We start from the raw sequence: 20,876 nt of genomic DNA, 5'->3' as shown, positions 1-20,876 counted from the left end.
TGGAGCAGCTTTTTTCTGGAAGCGCTGTTCACCTTGAGAGTTCGTCGTCGGGAAACGAAAAAAGCCGCGGCGAACCACGGCTTTCAACGCGACGAGTGGTCTGTTTCGAATGCTTACTCGGTTTCGTCGGAAGTGTCGTCGGCAGTGTCTGCCGCGTCTTTCGCGGCCTTCCTATCCAGCGCTGCCTGCAAGGCCAGCGTAGCCTGCGGTGAGGCCGGTGTCGTGGCAACGACCGCCATTGCATGAGCAACGCCGGTCGTCGACTTGTCCTTGGCCGCGGCGGAAGTGGCGGCTCCGTGTCCCTGCGAGCCGGCCCCAGCCGAGTTTCCGCCGTTACCGTTGCTGCCGCCATTGCCGTTGCCATTGCCATTGCCCCCGGGAGCAGCGAGTACCGGAGATGCGACAAGGGTGAGAGCGGCTACAGTCGCGAATAGACAGGTGCGCGTTTTCATAGTTCCTCCTTCGAGTCGCCCTCCCGCCAGGATGGGTTTCAGATGAAAAACGTCAGGACTTTCGAATCCGAAAGTCGGCTGTTACCTAGCTTTGTTCAAATACAGTATTCTACAAGACGGACCTTGGTCCGAAATCGATACGCAAAAGTCCTGAATTTTATCGACAGCGTACTTCGGACGACCGCAGCGGCGGGATTTTTGCTGCCGGCAGATCCGGCGCCGCTACAGCGCAGTGTGCGTCGGCTGACATCAGGCTAGGGTCGAGGAAACCTAGCTGCTCGGCCATCGGTGAGATCATTCAAGGTGATTGAGGAACATTCCACATTTCGTGAAGTTGGGAGCGCAGGCGCGCTTTTGAGGTGCCAAAATGTTTGATGCCGGCGGGCTTTTGGGAGGAAGCCATGATCCGCGTCACGCCTGCATTTCGTGTTTCGCGCCGCCGCGCGTTGCAGTTTGGCCTGGGAGCAACGCTCGCTTCGGCCACCGGCCTTGCCCCGGTTTCCCGGGCCTATGCGCAGGATGAGGTCAAAGACGAAGACATTTTTTTCCGGTTCGCCCTCAATCTCGAATATATATGGAAGCCGAATATTACCTGCGCGGTACAACCGGAAAAGGGATCGAAGACTCGGATGCTGGCCCGAAGGCCGGCGCTGTCGTCGGCGGCAAACAGGTCAGCTTTGACACGCCTGCAATCGGCGAGTTCATGCGCCCATGGCGTCCAAAAAGCTAGTGAGTTCAATTGGCTCGCCCGAAAAGGGTCGAACTCCTGACCCCTAGATTCTGGTCTGAGAAGTCAAGATATAGGCGGTTCGAACGTGTCCCCTACTCCGTCAACGCTCCGGCTTCCCACCGCCAAGGCACATCATGGTTTAGGGGCTTGGCTTAGACGCTCGAAGTGAAGTACCCAGCCCATACCTATTCTATTCTGGAGTCTCCACGTTGATCGTAGCGGTCAAGGCCGCCGAGAATCCGAGATGGTCAATACCAGTGAAATGATGCAGGTTCTTCTGGACCACGTGGCAAGCAGGCCGCTGAGCAGACGTAGCTTCCTGGTTTCAGCATATGGACCCTCTTTGTAATACGAATTGAAAATTGCGCCCTCATGTTTCAGAACAGGTCGGTAGACCCGCGAGGATGATTTCGAATCCTGCGGGTCGCTCACGGTCCTCAAGGCGAGAATTCTAAGAGACGTTCAACAATGACCCAGCACGCACAAAACGCTCGAATTCTCATGTACAGCCACGACACGTTCGGGCTCGGCCATTTGCAGCGCTGCCGGACTATCGCGCATTCGCTGGTCGAGGATTTCCGCGGACTTCAGGTGCTTATCATTTCGGGTGCGACTATCGCTGGCGCCTTCGACTACCGCGCCCGTGTCGACTTCGTGAAGATCCCCAGCGTCATCAAGCTGCGCAACGGCGAATACACCTCGCTGGAAAAGGACATCGATCTGCATGAGACGCTAAGGATGCGCCAGTCGATCATCCGCCATACAGCTGAGACCTTCCGGCCGGATATCTTCATCGTCGACAAGGAACCGCTCGGCCTGCGCGGTGAGATTGAGGACACGCTGTCCTACCTCAAGACGCGGGGCACCACGCTGGTGCTTGGCCTGCGCGAGGTGATGGATGCGCCGCATCTGCTCGAAGCAGAGTGGGCACGCAGAGACGTGATGCGCAAGATAGGCGTCTTTTACGACAAGGTCTGGGCCTATGGTCCGCCGGATTTCTACGATCCGCTGACGGGCTTGGATGTGCCCCCGGCTGTCAGGGCAAAGATGAGGTTCGTCGGTTTCCTGCAACGGAGCCTGCAGCGGAACGAGTTGCCCGGCCACCGACCCGAGGGCGACTATATCCTCGTTACTACCGGTGGCGGCGGTGACGGCGCCGATCTGATCCACGACGTCATCGATGCCTATCAGCAGGATCCGCAATTGCAGCATAGAGCCCTGATCGTGCTTGGGCCTTACATGCCGGCGCGCAAGCGCAACAAGCTGCTCAAGAAGGGGTCCAAGATCCCCTACATCAAGATCATCGAGTTCGACAACCGTATGGAAGACCTGATTGCCGGCGCCAAGGCGGTAGTGGCGATGGGCGGCTACAACACCTATTGCGAGATACTGTCTTTCGACAAGCCGGCGCTGATCGTGCCGCGCGTCGAGCCCCGCCGGGAACAACTGATCCGCGCACGGCGCGCAGCCGAACTCGGCCTCATCGAGATGCTTTTGCCTGAAGAAGCCGAGGATTCCCGGCGGTTTGCTGATGCACTGAAGGTGCTGCCGGACCGGCCCCGCCCATCGCAGAGCAATCCGCATCTGACGCTGGAAGGGCTGCCTCATATTTCCGAAATCGTCGCGGAACTGCTCGACCGGCGGGCCGGCCATCACCTTTCGGTCATTGAAGGAATGACCTGAGTTGCAACATCGCAAGATCGTCGTGGTTCTGAAGGGTTACCCGCGGCTGTCCGAAACCTTCATCGCGCAGGAACTGCTCGGTCTTGAGCGTGCGGGGTTCGACCTGATACTCGTCGCGCTCAGGCGGCCGACCTACGAAAAACGCCACCCCGTGCATGACGAGATCAAAGCGCCCGTCCATTATCTGCCGGAATATCTGCATGAAGAGCCGCTGCGCGTGCTTCGCTCGCTGTTTGCCTCTCTGCTGCGTCCGGGCTTCTGGCGCGCGCTCGGATCGCTGGCTGCCGATATGCCCCGCGACTTTACGCGCAATCGCGCGCGCCGCTTCGGGCAAGCGCTCGTGCTGTCGGCCGAATGGCCGGAAAACGCGGGCTGGCTGCATGCACATTTCGCGCACACGCCTGCATCGGTGACGCGCTATGCCAGCCAGCTTCGTGGCCTGCCCTGGACCTGCTCGGCCCATGCCAAGGACATCTGGACTTCGGCCGACTGGGATCTGGCCGGCAAGCTTTCCTCGGCGCGCTGGACGGTCACTTGCACGAAAACCGGCTTCGACCGTCTGAAAAAACTCGCTAACGGCAACTCGTCTGTGCATCTGAGCTATCATGGGCTCGACCTTGATCGCTTCGGCAGTTTCGGCGAGGCGCGAAAGCAGCATGACGGCTCGGCTCCGGACGAACCGGTTGTCGTTCTGAGTGTCGGGCGCGCCGTTGAAAAGAAAGGTTACGATACGTTGCTGGAGGCCCTTGCCCTGTTGCCCGGCGATTTGGCGTGGCGTTTCGAGCATATCGGCGGCGGCGAAGAACTGGAACGGTTCAAGTCGCTGGCGCAAAAGCTCGGCCTGGATGGTCGCGTCTCTTGGAAAGGCGCGCTTGCGCAGGAGGAGGTGCTTGAGCACTACCGCCGCGCCGACATCTTCGCCCTGGCCTGCAGGATCACCGCAAATGGCGACCGCGACGGTCTGCCGAACGTTCTGGTGGAGGCGGCTAGCCAGCGGCTTGCCTGCGTGTCGACCGATATTTCCGGCGTGCCGGAGCTTTTATCGCCGGATGAAACCGGGTTGCTGGTTCCGACGGAAAACCCGATTGCCCTGGCACAGGCGCTGGAGCGCCTGATCCGTGATCCCGTGCTCCGCGACCGCCTCGGCGACGCCGCAGAGCGGCGCGTGCGCGGCAATTTCGATCATATGGCAAGCATTGGACAGCTCAAGGAACTGTTCGAGCGGGAGTGGCGGGCCGCCGAATGAAGCGGCTGCGCGCTTTCTTCTATGTCCAGCACCTGCTCGGCATCGGCCATCTCGCGCGCGCCAGCCGCATTGCGGCGGCTCTGGTCGATGACGGGTTTGACGTTACCGTCGTGACCGGCGGAGCGCCGATCGCCGGGTTTCCGGGACTGGGTGTACAATCTGTAACCCTGCCACCTGTCACCTCCGGTGATGAAGGATTTTCGGGACTTGTCGACCTGCAAGGCAACCCGATCGACGATGATTTCAAGAAATGGCGTTCAGAGATGCTGCTGCAGGCATTCCGGGATTGCAGGCCTGATATCGTCATTGTCGAGGCGTTTCCATTTGGACGCCGGCAGATGCGTTTCGAACTCTTGCCGCTGATCGAGGCCATCGACGCGACGTCGCCCAGACCGCTGCTGGCGACGTCCGTCCGTGATATCCTCCAGGAGCGCGTCAAGCTGGGCCGAAACGAGGAAACGGTCGATCTCATCAACAGGCATTTCGATCTTGTTATGGTTCACGGCGATCCGGCTTTCGCAACCATCGACAAGACATTTCCACTGGCTGGGGCGATCAGGGCCGAGGTCACCTACACGGGGCTCGTTGCCGCGCCGCCATCGCCCGCGGCCTCCGAGCGCTTCGACGTTCTGGTGTCGGTTGGCGGCGGGGCTGCCGGAAAGAGCCTTGTCAGATCCACCATCGCAGCGGCGCGGAATGCCAACAACGCTTGGAAATGGTGTTTGATCACCGGCCCAAACCTGCCGAAAGACGAGTTTGACGCGATCGCACGCGATGCCACGCCGGGCCTGTCCATCTTCCGGTTCCGCGAGGATTTCGCCAGCCTGCTGACCGGCGCCCGCCTGTCAGTCTCGCAGGCGGGTTACAACACGGTCTGCGATGTCCTGCGCGCGGGCTGTCGCTCCCTGCTCGTCCCATTTGCAGCCGGCGGGGAAACCGAACAGACGGTTCGCGCCCTGATGCTCGAAGAACTCGGTCTTGCAACGGTGCTGATGGAAAAGGACCTGACGCCTGAAGGTTTGGCGCAAGCGGTCGAACAAGCGCTTGTGGAACCGACGCCATCCGCGCATCGTCTCGATCTGGAAGGCGCGCGTCGCTCCGCGCAAATCCTGCGCGAGCGGCATCGAACATGGTCCCTAAACGTGGGGCCCGGTTTCGGAAAAGTTCATGATTAAACAGACGATAGATCCTAGAGCGGTTCATCGTTCCACGCAGAACCGCTCTGTCTCTTTGTTTTGACGCAATTCCGGACGGAAAGCCGTTTCCACACTTTCCTGCAAATGCTCTAACGCGCGTCGCGTCTGGTGAGATTCGTGCGACGCGCTTCAAGTCCTGTTTTTATGCGTGTCGTTGTCCCAAAACCGCTACGCGCTTTTGGGCGAAATGCATTAAACAGTTCCAATCAGCATGAAGCGCGTATAATTTTTTGTCGGCAGTTCGCCGGAGAACCGCACCTCCCGTAGCGCCGCCATTTCCTCGAAGGCTGCAAGCGAAGCCACGCAGTTGATGTGCGTCGGCTCGCTGAAATAATCGTTCGATTGCAGCAGTACATTCGTGCCCGGCGGAAGCAGAGCAAGCCAGGCGCGCAGATCGGCTATGTGTTCGCAGCTCGTATTGATCATCAGATCGGGCCGCCCGGCCGCATAGTCGAGTGCGTACATATCTGCCGTCAGCGCCCGGAACCGGTCGCCGGCTTCCCGGTTGAGGGTCCGGGCGACCGGCGCGACTTCGGGATCGATGTCGATGCTATCGACCGCCGCGATGTCGAAGCGAGCGTCGTTGAAAAGCATTGCCGGCAATACGCCGTACCATCCACCCAGAACCCATATGCGCCCGAAGCGGCCGCCGCCGCTTTCGAACAGCCTGTCGAGCGCCCACATCTTGCAGGCGACCTGCTTGTGGTTGAAGGCGTTGGCGATATCGGCCTTCGGATGCTTGGCGACGACGCGCGCCAGCCCTGCCACGAGAGGGCAGTTGACATAAGCAGCAATTCCCCGCGTGAGGTCCAAGGCTTGCTCGTGCCAGTCCATGGCATTGCGTGGTTGCGTGACATCCATCATAATTCGTCTTGTATGTTGGGATTTTGGGCGACACAACGCAATCTTGCCTTCCGCAAGACTGTTTGATTCCGCGGACGTGATCATGCTGCAAGCCGCTTGGCTATTGCCCGGTGCCGGAGAGAGCCTGTTGCATCTGTCCGGATCATCGGCGTCCATCCGCCAGCACCAGCCGCGCAGCTGCGGCCTCGTGCTGCTCGGCTGTTCGCCAAAGCCCTGCGAAAGCCGCGGACCGTTTGGCCAGCTGCTTTCTTCGCCGATCAACAATGCCCATGTCGTTGCCATCGACCATGCGCCGGAACTGGATCGCGCCGCCTCGCAGGTTCCTTGCATCGTTGAGCGCAGGACAAGGTCCGTGCACAGCAGCTTCGAACTTGTCGTTGGCGATGAAGAAATTGCCGATACGCCATTCGCCAGCAGGTGCTTTTACATCCTGCATCCTTCCAACTGAAGGGTCCACAGTCGCATATGGAAGCCAGCCTAGCCCGCTATATCTGGACGCACACCAAGAAGCAGCAGCTCTGGATATTGATGATCGTCGTGCTTTCGATGATCCCGTATTTCATGTCCTTCGACCTGCCGAAGCTGATCGTCAACGGACCGATCCAAGGTCGCGGCTTCGAGCAACCGGGCGCGACCCAGCCATTCATGAGGCTACATTATAACCTGCCGTTCATTGGAGAGGTCCAGTTCTTCTCCGGTTTTCAGCTCGACCGCGAGGAGACCCTGTTTGCCCTGAGCCTTGTGTTCCTCTTGCTAGTCGTCATCAACGGCCTGTTCAAATTCTACATCAACACCTACAAGGGCCGCCTCGGCGAACGCATGCTGCGGCGTATCCGCTTCGATCTGGTCGACCGTGTGCTGCGTTTTCCGCCGGTTTACTTCAAGCGGGTGAAATCCGCCGAAGTGGCGACCATGGTGAAGGACGAGGTGGAGCCGCTGGGCGGCTTCATCGGCGACGCCTTCCTGCAGCCGGTACTGCTCGGCGGCCAAGCGCTGACGGCCATGCTGTTCATCATGATCCAGAACGTCTGGCTCGGAATGATAGCGGTCGTGATCGTGGCGATCCAGATCGTGCTCATCCCGCGAATGCGGCGGCGGCTGATCGTGCTCGGGCGCCAACGGCAGTTGACGGCGCGCGCGCTTTCGGGCCGGGTTGGCGAAATCGTCGACGGCATCGGCGCGGTTCACGTCCACGATACATCAAACTACGAGCGCGCCGACATAGCTGCCCGGCTCGGGCTCATCTTCAAGATCCGCTTCGATCTTTACCAATGGAAATTCATGGTGAAGTTCCTCAACAATTTTCTCGCGCAGCTCACGCCCTTTCTGTTCTACATGATCGGCGGGTATCTGGTCCTCCAGGGGCGGCTGGACGTCGGCCAGCTCGTGGCCGTGATCGGCGCCTACAAGGACCTGCCCGGACCGATGAAGGAACTGATCGACTGGGATCAGGATCGGCAGGATGTCCAGGTCAAATATCAACAGGTCGTTGAACAGTTCACCGTCGAAGGTCTCATCGCGCCGAAAATCGGGGTATTGACGATCGACGATCCCGATCCGATGACCAAGCCGCTGTCGGCGATCAATCTGTCCGTAGCAGACGATGGCGGTGCAATGCTCCTTAACCGTATCTCCCTCCAGGTCAAGCCGGGTGAGACGGTTGCACTGGTCAGTACCGCAACAGGTGGAGCGGAGGCGCTTGCAGAAGCCTTCGCGCGGCTGAACTGGCCGGACAGCGGAAGGGTCGCTTCGGGCACCGACGACCTGCTTGAACTCCCCGAAGCAGTAACCGGCCGGCGCATGTCGTATGCCTCGTCGGATGTTTTCCTGTTCCAGGCAAGCCTCCGCGACAACCTGCTCTACGGGTTGAAGCATGCGCCGCTGACATCGGTGCCTTATGACGGTGCTGCGGCAGATCAGCACCGCTGGAACATTCACGAGGCGCGCCGGTCGGGCAATCCGGATCTTGATATCCACAGCGACTGGATCAACTATGCTTCCGCTGGCGCTACCGGCCCGCACGACCTCTTTGAAGCCGTGCGCCGGGTGCTCGACGCGGTTGTTCTGTCGCGTGACATTCTGGATCTCGGCTTGCGCTCTTCGGCCGACCTCACGCGTCACACGGAGCTTGCCAGGCGGATCGTCGAACTGCGTGCGGCGCTGCGGACCCGGCTGGAACAAGAGGGGCTGAGCGGACTGGTGGTTCCTTTCGAACCGGGCGCCTACAACAAGGAAGCAACGATCGGCCAAAACCTGCTCTTCGGCGCTGCCGCCGGCCCCGAACTGGCCGATAGGGCCCTGGCGGCCAATCCCTATTTTGCTTCCGTGCTGAGGCAAGCCGGCCTCGACCGCACGCTCTACGAAATGGGCTTGGAGATCGCCAAACAGGCGATCGAGCTGTTTGCCGACCTGCCGCCCGATCACCAGTTCTTCCAGCAGCTCGCCTTCATGAGCGCGGAGGAGATACCCGCCTACGAAACCTTGCTGCAACGGCTCAAGAACCGTCCCTACGAGGCGGTTTCGGAGAACGATCGCGCCATGATCGTCACCTTGAGCTTTGCCTACATCGAGCCCCGGCACCGCTTCGGCCTGCTGAGCGACGAGCTGATGAGCAAGATCGTCGCTGCACGCAACCGGTTCTATGAAGACCTGCCGCCCGAGCTGCACAATGCGGTCGAACGGTATGATCCTGCCAAATACATTGCCGCGGCCACCGTCATGGATAATGTCCTGTTCGGGCGTGTGGGCAACAATCATCCCGACGCGCCCGACCGCATACGCTCCATCGTCTATGACATTCTTGACGAACTGGGGCTTTATGGCGAACTTCTGGATGTCGGCCTGGACTTCAACGTCGGCTCCGGCGGCAGGCGGCTGACCGGTGGACAGCGACAGAAGCTCGATGTTGCCCGGGCCTTGCTCAAGCGTCCCGATTTTCTCATTCTCAACCGGCCGCTGTCGGCGCTCGACCAGCGCATGCAGGATAAGGTGCTGCGAAATGTGCTCGAGGAAGCCAGGCGCGACGGCCATTCGCCGGCAATTGTGTGGGTCGTGACGAATCCGGCAATGGCGATGATGTTCGATCGCGTTATCGTCTTCGACTCGGGTCAATTGGCGGAAGACGGAACACACGAGACACTTTTGGCAGGGAACGGTATCTTCAAGGAACTGTTGTCATAGAGCAACGGACATTCAGATGGGATCATTCTGCCGGTGCACGATATCGGGCTCGCCACCTTTCGCGTGGTTTGTCTCGCCATCCCGGAAAGAGAATTGATTCCATCTGGGCGTCCGTTGCTCTAGTCTGGCAAACGCGAATTTTGGAAGGTTTGCGACAATGCTGCTCAAGGATGAAGTTGGAATGCTGCAACGCGTTCCCTTGTTCTCTGCCATCGAGCCGACAAAGCTCAAGCTGCTTGCGTTCACATCCGATCGTGTGAGCTACAGCGCCGGCCAGATCCTTTTCCGGCAGGGCGACGAGGGAGACGCCGCCTATGTCATCCTTTCAGGCAGGGCCGATATTCTTGTCGATTCCGACAGCGGACCGATAAAAGTTGCCGAACTGGAGCCAAATTCGATCGTTGGCGAGATCGCCATATTGTGCAACAGCTCCCGCACTGCCACCGTCAGAGCGGCAAGTCCGCTGGAAGCCCTGAGAATCCGCAAGGATCATTTCCTGAGGCTTATGAGGGAGTTCCCGGAAATGACCATCGAGATATTGCGGGTTCTTGCCGATCGCCTAAGCCATACGACCGCGGATCTGATCGACGCACGAAGCGCCAAATAACGAAGGACGTGCGCTCGATCCTCGCCGTCGTGACGGCACTGTCCTCTCGCTGAGAAGATCACCCGGAGAAAGCCTGTCTCGCCTAGCAGCAGTTGTTTGGATATGATGGGCGAAGGGGTAGCATGGACGACAACGTTTTCCTGGTCAGGTTTTGGGGTGTCCGCGGCAGCATTTCGGTATCAGGGCCAGAATTCTCTCGCTATGGCGGCAACTCAATCTGCGTCGAGATGCGATGCGGTAAGCATACGCTTCTGTTCGACGCAGGCTCTGGCCTACGGCCTGCCGGCGCGGCGCTTCAGGCGTTGGGCGTGACCGATTTCGACCTGCTTTTCACCCATTGCCATTACGATCACATCATCGGGCTGCCGTCTTTTGCGCCGATCTATGACCGGGGCGCCAAGGTTACGCTTTGGTCCGGGCATCTTGCAGGACACATGACGACCCGGCAGATGGTCGATGAGTTCATGCGGCCGCCGTGGTTTCCGGTGAAACTGGAGGCCTGCAAGGCAAGCCTCGACTATCGCGATTTCGTATCCGGAGACGTGCTTCGCCCGCGCGAAGGGGTGGTGGTCCGAACCGGCAGTCTTATGCATCCGGGCGGCTGCATAGGCTACCGGGTCGAATGGGGCGGCGGCGTCGTGGCGGTGATCACAGACACTGAGCACGAGCCGGACAAACTCGATCAGGCGGTGCTCGGCCTGATCGAAGATGCCGACCTCGTCATTTACGATTGCACCTACACCGAGGAGGAAATGGAACGCCGCCGCGGTTACGGGCACTCGACTTGGCAACAGGGCGTCAAGCTCTGTGAGGCGGCCGGTGCGCGGAGGCTTGCGCTGTTTCACCACGATCCGACACGCACCGACAAGGAACTGGACAAGATCCAGAAACTGGCCAAGGACAGGTTTACCGGCGCTTTTGCCGCGCGGGATGGCCAGACGCTCAAACTTCCAGTCTCATTGCGCAAAAGGCGCTGAGCTATTTTCCTCTATCTCTTTGTTTTGACGCAATTCCGGACGGAAACCGTTCATACTTTCCTGGAATTGTTCTACCGGCGCTGCGCCCGATCAATGTGCTGATCGGAAGCCATGCGCAGGCTTCAGTCTGTGCGGTGACTGTGAACAGCCGTTCGAGGAAGAGCCAGGCCGATTCATCATGTACGAGATGGTGGGTGAGCAGGCCCACCGGTTCGCCCCCATCGAATGCATGCTGCAATTGCGCGATGATAGTCTGAACCAATAGGCCATGATCGCGGCAGCCGCGCGTGCCATGCCAATCCATGATGTCGACATTGCTGTTGATGACCGCAAGTGAAGCCGGCCTTGGCGGCCCATAGACCGACAATGCCGAAAATCCTATCGATCCAAGGTCGGATACCAAGCCGGCGTCGATCCTGTTCCAGGGTGGCACCAGCATCGGAACGGCACGTGCGCCGTGCAGGCCGGTTACGTGCGCCAGCCCGCGAGCCAGATCATCGAGCACCGCCTCGCGTGGCCGATGCGCGCCGAGCTCCTGCTTCTTCTGGCCCTCGGGCGCATGATTTCGGTGCGCCCAGCCATGGATGGCGACCGTGGCATGCGGCGCCTCGTCAAGCCGAACGACAAGCTTCTCGTCAGTCAGGGCGGGAATGACGGCCAGAGTCACCGGAACCGCGAATTCACCGGTGAGGTCGAGCAACCGATCAAGCGCAGGCGTCGGATCCACGGCGTCATCGTCGCGCAGCCAGAACTCTGCCTTACGGTCCGCCCGTTGCCGGCTCGCCAGTTCCTCCACCAAGGGTTGCCAGATTTGATCGGATGTCATGAGACCGGGATCTTCGCAAGAAGTTCGGCCAGACGCGCCGCTGCAGCACCGAGAGAACGTTCTTCGAGGATGAAACGTCTGGCTTCTGCGGCCATGATGGATCTTTCGTCGTTACGGGCCAGAAGCCTTTCAATGGCAGAAGCGAACGCCGCCACATCGTCCGGCGGGGTGAGAAACCCGGCCTGGCCATCCCGGACGACCTCCGGCACGCCGGCGACGTCCTGAGCCACAACCGGAAGGCCGGCGGCCTGTGCTTCAAGATAGGCAACGCCATAGGCCTCGCCGAAACCCGGCCAGACGTAAATTCCCCCACTGTAGAGGACATCCGGCACGGCGGCTGGCTCAATCGCGCCAAGCCATTCGATACGCTCGGCGGGCAAGCCGGCGAATTGCGCTTTGATCTCCTCGCGGGCAGGTCCGTCCCCGACGACCGACATGGTCCAGGGCAGGTGACCGATCGAACCGAGCGCCTGCGCCAGCATGCGATAGCTTTCGACTTTGTCGCCCGGGCGCATCATGGCGACGGTAACGAGGCGCGTCGGACAACCGCGTGCCGGCGTTTCCCGGAATAGCGATGTGTCGATGAAGGGCGAAAGCATGCCGAAAGCGGCGTCGGGTACCGCATCTGCCAGTCCCTGACGATCCCTTTGCGTGAAGCAGATGTTCAGCGCCGCCTGTTCGACGGCTCGCGCCACCAACGCTTGCGTATCGGCCCACAAACCGGTGTTGCGCCGCCTCGAATAGGAGGCTTCCGCTGTCACATAGGGGACACCAAAGGCCAACGCCAGTTCGGGCCCGATCAGGTCGGGCGCCTTGTAATAGGGATGATAGGTGAACCACAGATCGGGCTTGCCGTCACGATCCCAAAGCCTTGCCAGCCGCGCGGCTTCCTCCCGGGCCTCGATCTTGAGCGCATCGAAACTTTTCGAATCCGGTTCGCGTAGATAGAAGCGCAATTCGGATGCCAGTTCGACGCTATGTCCTCCATGCTCCAGCGCCTTGACCAGCATCCGTGCCATCTGGCGGTCGCCGGAGGCGACGGGATGATTGGGCGACTTCAGCGGCGCATAGAAGGCAATTCGCATCGCCGGACCCTATCATCGGAAAGCCTGCGCAAGTCAATTTCGAAGCATGATCGACTTCACCCTCAAGCACTGGAATGTGCTATCTGATGCTCATGGAAACAGCTGCCGCGTCCGATCCGTTTGTTGCTTCTCTGCCGGTCTTCGCAAAGTTCGAAAGCGTTGCCGATATCGATAACTATCGGCCTCTCCCCGATGGCTGGGCGCTGGCCACCGCAGACATCGTCGGCTCGACCAAGGCGATCGAGGCGGGGCGCTATAAAACCGTCAATATGGCCGGTGCCAGCGTCATTTCGGCGCTGCTCAATGCGCTGGGTAGGCAAGATCTTCCCTTTGTCTTCGGCGGCGACGGCGCGCTCGTGGCGTTTCCCGGTTCGGCGCTGGAGATCACCCGCAACGCGCTGGCGGCTGTCCAGAGATGGGTGGCGGACGAACTGGATCTGACCTTGCGTGCCGCAATCGTGCCGATAAAGGATATAAGAGCGCAAGGCCTCGACGTTCGCGTGGCGAGGTTCCAGGCCTCCGATGCGGTCTTCTACGCCATGTTCGCCGGAGGTGGCGGCAGTTGGGCGGAAGCCGAGATGAAAGCGGGGCGCTACCGCATCGATCCTGCGCCGGCCGGCGCGCGGCCGGACCTGACCGGCCTCTCGTGCCGCTGGAACCCGATCGAAGCCCGGCATGGCGAAATCGTCTCAATCATCGCCATACCGGGGGCGTCGCGCGACTTGCGCGGTTTTCAGTTTCTGGTTTCCGACATCATCGCCCTTGCCGGCAGGCAGGAACGCGATGGCCATCCGGTGCCGGTGAACGGGCCGGACTACAGTTTGCTGCCCGCCGGCCTCGATATCGAGGCGCGGGCCACGGCGCCGGCAGGACGGCGGTGGCTATCGAAGCTGTGGATAGTGTTCCTGATGACGCTTACGGCTGTTACGGATAGATATGGCTGGACGATCGGCAGATTCGATCCGAAGATCTACAAACGCGAAGTGGCCAGCAATTCGGATTTCCGGAAGTTCGACGATGGCTTGAAGATGACCATCGACGTTGACGCGGATGTGTTGCAACGGATCGAGAACCGGCTGAAACAGGCGGAAGAGGCGGGCATCTGCAACTATGGCCTGCACCGCCAGAAATCGGCCTTGATGACATGCCTCGTCGCATCGCCGCTGCAGCGCGATCATGTTCATTTCATCGATGGCGCCGCCGGCGGCTATGCGATGGCTGCCGCAAGCCTTAAGGCGAAGGTGCCGGTCTGACGGCTTGCGGACATCGATTTTCCGCAATATGCCTCGGGGCTCTTGTGAGCGGTGAGCCTCACCATGGAAGCGGACGGCCTGTCCGAATTGACGGGAAGCAGATTTTTGGACGCCTCACGATCGACATATGACCATCTTCTGAACCGGATTTCGACGCGTGCCGCGCAAGTCGGCGTGATCGGACTGGGCTATGTCGGGTTGCCGCTGGCGGTTGCGATCGCACGCGCCGGCTTCCCTGTTTGCGGCTTCGACATCGAAGCCCAAAAGGTCGAGAGCCTGAACAACGGGCAATCCTACATCGAGGCGGTGACGTCGACAGCCCTTGCCGGCCAGGTGGCGAGCGGACGGTTCCGCGCCACTGCGGATTTTGCCGAACTGGCCGTCTGCGATGTCATCATCATCTGCGTTCCGACACCACTGACGAAACACCGCGAGCCGGATCTCTCCTTTGTCAGGAACACCGCAGGCACCATCGCGAAGCATCTGCGTCTCGGCCAGCTGATCGTGCTGGAATCGACCACCTATCCCGGCACCACCGACGACGTGATCAAGCCCATCCTGGAAAAAATCGGCTTGCAGTCGAGGATAGACTTCTTCCTCGGCTTCTCGCCCGAACGCGAGGATCCCGGCAACCGCAGCTTTGAAGTCGCGACGATCCCCAAGGTCGTGGCAGGTGACGGCATTGAAGCGGCGACGCTCGTGCAGGCTTTCTACCATGGCGTGGTCAAGACCGTCGTTCCGGTTTCCACCACGGCGACCGCCGAGGCGGTCAAGCTGACGGAAAACATCTTCCGCTCGGTCAACATAGCCCTCGTCAACGAGTTGAAGATCGTGCTCGGTGCGATGGGAATCGACGTCTGGGAGGTGATCGAGGCGGCAAAGACCAAGCCCTTCGGCTACATGCCTTTCTATCCTGGCCCTGGACTTGGCGGGCACTGCGTTCCGATCGATCCCTTCTACCTGACGTGGAAGGCTCGCGAATACGAACTGCCGACCCGCTTCATCGAGCTGGCGGCAGAGATCAACACGGCCATGCCGCGTCATGTGGTCGATGAACTGGCGAAGGCGCTGGACCGGCGCTGCGGCAAGGCGCTCAGCCGCTCGCGCATTCTCATCATCGGGCTCGCCTATAAGAAGAATGTGCCCGACATCCGCGAAAGCCCCTCATTGCGGCTCATTGAACTCATCGAGGAATGGGGCGGCAAGGCGGAATTCCACGATCCGCATGTTACCGAAATCCCGGCCACACGGGAGCATATGGCGATCAAGGGGCGTCGCTCGGTCGAATTGACCGAGGTGACCTTGAAGGATTTCGACGCTGTCGTCGTTGCAACCGACCACGACGCGATCGACTATCAGGCGATCGCGGATCACGCTCTACTGATCGTCGACACACGCAATATTTTTGGCCGCCTCGGGCTAGCCCGAGAGACGGTGGTGAAGGCCTGACGGCGTCCGAGCCGGCGAATTTGTGCAAGGAGATTTCGAGATAGCATGAGCACAGCGCAAGCAGAAATTTCTGCCATTCTCATGGATAAGGTTGCCGATTGGCTGACCCAATCGGCGTTGGCGGGCGACGACCTGGAAACATTGGTAAGGGGCTTTTGTGAACGGCTGGCTGCTGCCGGCCTGCCGTTGAAGCGGGTGCATTTGAGCTTTTCGATGCTTCATCCGCTTTATGACGCGCTCGGCTTCACCTGGCTCCGCGGCCAGGGCCTGGAAGTGGAAGGCTTCCGCAAGGAGAACGGCGTTCATTCCGACAGATTCCTGACCAGCCCATACTACCATCTGCTCAGCCACAAGCTCGACCATCTGCGGCGCCGGCTCGACCCGTCGGTGCCGTCGGAATTTCCTGTTTTCGATGACCTCAAGCTGATGGGCGTCACCGATTACATGGCTTTCGTCCATCCCTTCAGCGGCAACACCAGTCAGGGCATGATCGGGTCTTGGTCCACCGACAGTGGTGCAGGCTTCAGCGACAGCATGATTTCGGCGCTGCTGCGCATCCAGAACCATCTCGCTATCGCAACCAAGATGGCGGTGCTCACCAAGCTTGCCGACAACATGATGACCACTTATCTCGGCGGCGACGCCGGCAGGCGCGTGCTCGACGGCCAGATCAAGCGCGGCGAGGGTGATACAATCCGGGCGGCACTGGTCATGGGCGACATGCGCGGGTCGTCAAGACTTGCCGAAACCTCCGGCCGCGAAGTCTATATCGATACGCTGAACCAGTTTTTCGACGCCGCTGCTGCACCTTTCAATCGCAAGGGCGGGCAGATCATGAGTTTCATAGGTGATGGCTTCATTGCCGTCTACCCTTGCGCAAGACACCGTTCACAGTCCGAGATCGCCTGCCAGGCTGCTCTTGCAGCAGCGCACAAGGCCACCGCGCGCATGATGGATCTCAATCTGCGCAGAAAGCAGCAGGGATTGAGCGACATAAACTATGGTATCGGCCTGCATGTCGGCAATGTGATGTTCGGCAATGTCGGGCTTACCGACCGGCTCACATTCTCTGTCTTCGGCTCGGCTGTAAACGAGGTCCAGCGCCTCCAGACCCTGACCAAGAAATATCCGCACAGCGTTCTCGCCAGCAAAGACTTCGCCAGCTATTGCGGCGCCAACAACTGGCTGGCGCTCGGCATGGAGGAACTGGCGGGCATCAGGCAGAAGCTAACGGTGCTTTCACCCGATTTGTCGGGTGCTCTCTCGCTCGACGAAGACGGTGCGCTGGAGCCGATTTACGACCGCATATCGGACGCCGAGCAGGTCATGCTGCTTCATCGCAATGCCGCGCGGCCGTCCGCGGGCGACCCGAGGAAGCTCCAGTAACCGCCACGCTCTGATCCGAACGCGTTTGGTATGCAGTCCGGTCGCCGGTTCCGCCAGGGAACTGGCGACTGTTCGAATCCAAGTTGCTCTAGGCTGGCAATGCGATAGTCTCGCCTTCTGGACCTGCCAGAGTGGGGGCTGGTGTGAGAATGAATTTGGGCGTTGATCTGCTGCGGATCGAGGATGTTGGCATCTCTTTTGCCATTATAGGGGGACCGTTGCATGCCGTCAGGCGTGCAAATCTTCGCGTCCTGCCCGGCAAGGTTACCGCGCTTGTGGGCGAGTCCGGTTCCGGAAAATCGGTTCTCAGCCAGGCAGTGATGGGCATTTTGCCGAACACAGCCCATGTTCGCGGCCGTATCCTGTTTTCCGATCCTGAAAAGCCCGGCACGACGCAGGATATCCTGCAGATGCCGCGTGACGGACCCGAAATCCGGGCGTTGAGAGGCAGCCGCATCGGCAAAATATTTCAGGAGCCGATGACATCACTGTCGCCGCTGCATACGATCGGCAATCAGGTGAGCGAATCCCTGCAGATTCATACGCCCATGGCTTGGGTGGAGCGCAAGGCGCGGACCGAGGAAATGCTCGGACTTGTCGGCTTTCCCAACCCCAAGCGCGCCTATGACATGTATCCCTTTGAACTTTCGGGAGGATTGCGTCAACGCGCCATGATCGCCATGGCGCTTATCTGCCGGCCCGCGCTGTTGATCGCCGACGAGCCGACGACGGCGTTGGACGTCACCATCCAGGCGCAAATCCTGCAATTGCTGCGCGAGCTTCAGACGAAGCTGAACATGGCGATGCTGCTGATCACGCACGACCTTGGCGTAGTCGCCAACGTCGCCGACGAGGTGGTGGTCATGTACCATGGCGAGATCATGGAAGCGGGACCTGTGGAGGCGATATTCCGCCGGCCGGGCCACCCTTACCTGAAGGGCCTGATGGCAGCCGTTCCGCATTTCGACCTGAAGCCCGGCGAAAGGCTAAAGGCGCTCCGCGAGGTGCCGGTGAATGTCGGGAACCTGCTCGGCAAGCAGACGGCGCCGGCATCGAAGGGGCCGGACGACATCCTGCTGTCGGTCAGGGATCTGACAAAGACCTTCACGATCCGCAAGTCCGGATGGTTCGGCGGAGATCATCAAACCTCTGTTCGCGCCGTGGACGGCGTGAGCTTTGATATCAGGCGGGGTGAGTGCCTGGGTCTTGTCGGCGAAAGCGGCTCCGGCAAAACCACCGTCAGCAAGATCCTCATGCGGGCTGTCACCCCTAGCGGCGGCTCTGTGATCTTCAATGGCCGCGATGGTCCGATCGACGTCTTGGAAGCCGAGGGAGACGCCCTGCGCATGCTGCGCGCGAAAATCCAGATGGTCTTCCAGGATCCGGTTTCGTCGCTTTCACCCCGCATGACGGTGGAGAACATTTTGAGCGAGCCGCTGGAAATCCATCGACGTGGCAATGCCGCGTCCCGACTCGCCACGGTCAAGAGCCTGATGCAGGCAATCGGGCTCGACCCGCGCTTCATAAAGCGTTATCCGCATAGTTTCTCCGGCGGGCAGCGTCAGCGTATCGGCATCGCGCGCGCGTTGGCGTTGGGGCCTGAACTCCTGATCTGCGACGAGCCGGTTTCGGCACTCGATGTCTCTGTCCAGGCGCAGATCCTGAACCTTCTGAAGGACCTGCAGAAGGAACTGGGCCTGACCTACCTGTTCATATCCCACAACCTGGCGGTGGTGGACTACATGGCAGACCGCATCGCGGTGATGTGCGGCGGGCGTATCGTCGAGCTCGCGCCGCGCGAAATTCTGCTTAGGAAACCGGTCCACCCCTACACGCGCTCACTGGTCGCCGCAGTACCTTTCCCCGATCTCGACAGGCCGATGGATTTCAAGACGCTGAAACTCAGCGGCGCTTCCGACACCAGCGCATGGGGACCGCAATTCCGCGACGAGGGCGACGAGGACATGCTGTCGCCGCTCGATCTTGGCGGCGGCCACCTCGTGCTGGCCCGAAGTTCGGCCGATGTCAGCGAGCTACGCCATTGATCAGCCGGCGCACCGTCCTTGGACTCATGGCTTCGGCATTTCTGCCGGGCACGTTGCGCGCCGGCGATCTGGAGCCGGAATTTCTTGAGCCGCAGCTGAAGGCCAGAGCGCTGCCGGCACTCGCCGAACGCCTGCCCAAGCGCCCGCGCGCGTTGAATCTCGCTGCGATGGGCCGGCAGCCCGGCCAATATGGCGGCACGCTGCGCACGATCATCGGCAGCCAGAAAGATATCCGGATGATGACGATCTACGGGTACGCTCGCCTGGTCGGCTATGACGAAAAGCTTAACCTGCAAGCCGACATTCTCGAAAGTTTCGATGTAGCGGATGATCGTGTCTTCACTTTCAAGATACGAGAAGGACATAAATGGTCTGACGGTAGCCTGCTGACGTCGGAGGATTTTCGCTATTGCTGGGAAGATGTCTGGCTGAACGATGAGCTTTCGCAAGGCGGGCTTGCCCCGGCCCTGCTGGCGGACGGCAAGCCGCCACGCTTCGAGATCGTCGATCCGTTGACGGTCCGCTATAGTTGGGATGCGCCCAATCCCGACTTCCTGCCCAAGCTCGCCGCTGCTTCGCCCCTATCGCTTGTTCTGCCGGCCGCCTATCTCAAGCAGTTCCACAAGAAATACCAGGATCCATTCCGGCTCGCCGGCCTAATGAAGGAGAACCGGGCCCAGAAATGGACGCTCTTGCATATCCGCATGTCGCGGCAGTATCGCCCGGAGAACCCGGAACTGCCGACGCTCGATCCCTGGCAGAACCGGACCAAGCCGCCGGCTGAGCAGTTCGTCTTCGAGCGGAACCCGTTCTTTCATCGAATAGACGAGAATGGCCGGCAACTGCCCTATGTCGACCGGATTGTCATGAATGTCAGCTCGTCGGCGATCATTTCCGCCAAGACCGGTGCGGGCGAGAGCGACCTGCAAGGCATGGGAATTGACTTCACCGATTACTCCTTCCTGAAGGATGCGGAGAAGCGCTACCCGGTGAAGATGCATCTCTGGAAACGCACACAAGGTTCGCGGCTGGCGCTGCTGCCCAATCTGAATTGTGCCGACCAGGTGTGGCGTGGCCTTTTTCGTGACGTGCGCGTGCGCCGCGCACTTTCGCTCGCTGTGGACAGGCGCGAGATCAATTTGGCTGTGTTCTACGGATTGGCGCAGGAAAGTGCCGATACGGTCCTGCCGGAGAGCCCGCTCTACCGGCCGGAATTCGCGAAAGCCTGGGTCGCCCATGATCCCGACCAGGCCAATGCCCTGCTCGACGAGGTCGGGCTTCGGGCGCGTGACGATGACGGCCTGCGGATACTTCCCGACGGACGCTCGGCGCAGCTCGTAGTGGAAACGGCCGGCGAAAGCACGCTGGAAACCGACGCGCTCGAGCTCATCACCGATCACTGGCGCAAGATCGGCATCGCCCTGTTCATCCGGACTTCGCAGCGCGACATCTTCCGCAGCCGCGCGCTTGGTGGCCAGATCATGATGTCGATGTGGTCGGGCATCGACAATGGCGTGCCGACCGCCGACATGAACCCCTACCAACTGGCCCCAACCGTCGATGACCAGCTGCAATGGCCGCTCTGGGGTGCTCACTACTTGTCCCGTGGCAAGGTCGGCGAAGCGCCCGATCTTCCGCCCGTGGTCGAGTTGATGGCTTTACTCAAGCGCTGGAACGCATCGACCGAAGCCACGGAGCGCGCCGATATCTGGAATTCAATGCTGTCGATCTATACCGATCAGGTGTTTTCGATCGGCACGGTAAACGGAACGCATCAGCCGGTTCTGGCATCCTCGCGGCTGCGCAATCTGCCTGACAAGGCGCTCTACGGCTACGACCCGACCGCCTATTTCGGTGTCTATATGCCGGATACATTCTGGCTTGGAGAGTCCTGAGC

General features: G+C 60.3%; 15 protein-coding genes and 1 pseudogene. 12 read left to right on the top strand and 4 right to left on the bottom strand.

The window, feature by feature from the left end:
• Positions 1-113 precede the first annotated feature (113 nt).
• Positions 114-452: a hypothetical protein gene (locus tag NKI54_RS18170; protein WP_023675950.1), complete on the bottom strand. Its 339-nt coding sequence runs from the start codon at positions 450-452 to the stop codon at positions 114-116.
• Between the two features lie 401 nt (positions 453-853).
• Between NKI54_RS18170 and NKI54_RS18165 the strand changes: the two are divergent.
• The 4 genes and pseudogenes from NKI54_RS18165 to NKI54_RS18150 all read left to right on the top strand — a co-directional run.
• Positions 854-1,161, top strand: a pseudogene (locus NKI54_RS18165) (ferritin-like domain-containing protein); the annotation flags it as partial.
• A gap of 489 nt (positions 1,162-1,650) precedes the next feature.
• Positions 1,651-2,865 (top strand): glycosyltransferase family protein, encoded by a 1,215-nt coding sequence (locus NKI54_RS18160; RefSeq protein WP_352692093.1) that lies wholly within the window; start codon positions 1,651-1,653, stop codon positions 2,863-2,865.
• A gap of 1 nt (position 2,866) precedes the next feature.
• Complete coding sequence (locus NKI54_RS18155) at positions 2,867-4,111, top strand: glycosyltransferase (RefSeq protein ID WP_352636485.1); 1,245 nt, start codon at positions 2,867-2,869, stop codon at positions 4,109-4,111.
• The gene (locus tag NKI54_RS18150; RefSeq protein ID WP_352570090.1) at positions 4,108-5,286 is read left to right on the top strand and encodes a glycosyltransferase family protein; all 1,179 of its coding nucleotides are present in this window, start codon (positions 4,108-4,110) and stop codon (positions 5,284-5,286) included. The genes NKI54_RS18155 and NKI54_RS18150 overlap by 4 nt, the downstream gene beginning before the upstream one ends.
• Before the next feature lie 213 nt (positions 5,287-5,499).
• Here the strand turns inward: NKI54_RS18150 and NKI54_RS18145 are convergent, their stop codons facing one another.
• Positions 5,500-6,168: a class I SAM-dependent methyltransferase gene (locus tag NKI54_RS18145; protein WP_352470917.1), complete on the bottom strand. Its 669-nt coding sequence runs from the start codon at positions 6,166-6,168 to the stop codon at positions 5,500-5,502.
• A gap of 468 nt (positions 6,169-6,636) precedes the next feature.
• Here NKI54_RS18145 and NKI54_RS18140 point away from each other — a divergent pair, with 468 nt between their 5' ends.
• From NKI54_RS18140 to NKI54_RS18130, 3 genes are all read left to right on the top strand, one after another.
• Entirely contained in the window at positions 6,637-9,351 is a 2,715-nt protein-coding gene (locus NKI54_RS18140; protein WP_352570088.1) for an ABC transporter transmembrane domain-containing protein, read from the top strand.
• 157 nt (positions 9,352-9,508) lie between these two features.
• Entirely contained in the window at positions 9,509-9,958 is a 450-nt protein-coding gene (locus NKI54_RS18135; protein ID WP_023675957.1) for a cyclic nucleotide-binding domain-containing protein, read from the top strand.
• A 122-nt stretch (positions 9,959-10,080) separates the two neighbouring features.
• Positions 10,081-10,935: an MBL fold metallo-hydrolase gene (locus tag NKI54_RS18130; RefSeq protein WP_352570087.1), complete on the top strand. Its 855-nt coding sequence runs from the start codon at positions 10,081-10,083 to the stop codon at positions 10,933-10,935.
• Between the two features lies 1 nt (position 10,936).
• Here the strand turns inward: NKI54_RS18130 and NKI54_RS18125 are convergent, their stop codons facing one another.
• Positions 10,937-11,761, bottom strand: a complete 825-nt coding sequence (locus NKI54_RS18125) for a polysaccharide deacetylase family protein (RefSeq protein ID WP_352636484.1) — start codon at positions 11,759-11,761, stop codon at positions 10,937-10,939.
• Complete coding sequence (locus NKI54_RS18120) at positions 11,758-12,846, bottom strand: glycosyltransferase family 4 protein (RefSeq protein ID WP_352636483.1); 1,089 nt, start codon at positions 12,844-12,846, stop codon at positions 11,758-11,760. Before NKI54_RS18120 ends, NKI54_RS18125 begins: the two co-directional genes overlap by 4 nt.
• Positions 12,847-12,920: 74 nt before the next feature.
• On the opposite strand from NKI54_RS18120, the gene NKI54_RS18115 reads away from it, so the two are divergent.
• The 5 genes from NKI54_RS18115 (at position 12,921) to NKI54_RS18095 (ending at position 20,874) form a co-directional block, all read left to right on the top strand.
• Positions 12,921-14,099: a DUF3095 domain-containing protein gene (locus tag NKI54_RS18115; protein ID WP_352457190.1), complete on the top strand. Its 1,179-nt coding sequence runs from the start codon at positions 12,921-12,923 to the stop codon at positions 14,097-14,099.
• A gap of 63 nt (positions 14,100-14,162) precedes the next feature.
• Entirely contained in the window at positions 14,163-15,548 is a 1,386-nt protein-coding gene (locus NKI54_RS18110; RefSeq protein WP_352692092.1) for a nucleotide sugar dehydrogenase, read from the top strand.
• Positions 15,549-15,593: 45 nt separating this feature from the next.
• Positions 15,594-16,934, top strand: a complete 1,341-nt coding sequence (locus NKI54_RS18105) for an adenylate/guanylate cyclase domain-containing protein (RefSeq protein WP_352636481.1) — start codon at positions 15,594-15,596, stop codon at positions 16,932-16,934.
• 149 nt (positions 16,935-17,083) lie between these two features.
• Positions 17,084-18,979: an ABC transporter ATP-binding protein gene (locus NKI54_RS18100; protein ID WP_352577375.1), complete on the top strand. Its 1,896-nt coding sequence runs from the start codon at positions 17,084-17,086 to the stop codon at positions 18,977-18,979.
• Positions 18,976-20,874 carry an ABC transporter substrate-binding protein gene (locus NKI54_RS18095; RefSeq protein WP_352692091.1) on the top strand — a complete coding sequence of 633 codons (1,899 nt, stop codon included), beginning with the start codon at positions 18,976-18,978 and terminating at the stop codon, positions 20,872-20,874. Before NKI54_RS18100 ends, NKI54_RS18095 begins: the two co-directional genes overlap by 4 nt.
• Positions 20,875-20,876 lie beyond the last annotated feature (2 nt).

This window comes from Mesorhizobium sp. M0663, assembly GCF_040320585.1.
GTDB lineage: Bacteria > Pseudomonadota > Alphaproteobacteria > Rhizobiales > Rhizobiaceae > Mesorhizobium.
The sequence above is the reverse complement of the archived record's forward strand: the minus strand, read 5'-3'. Positions and strand labels throughout refer to the sequence as shown.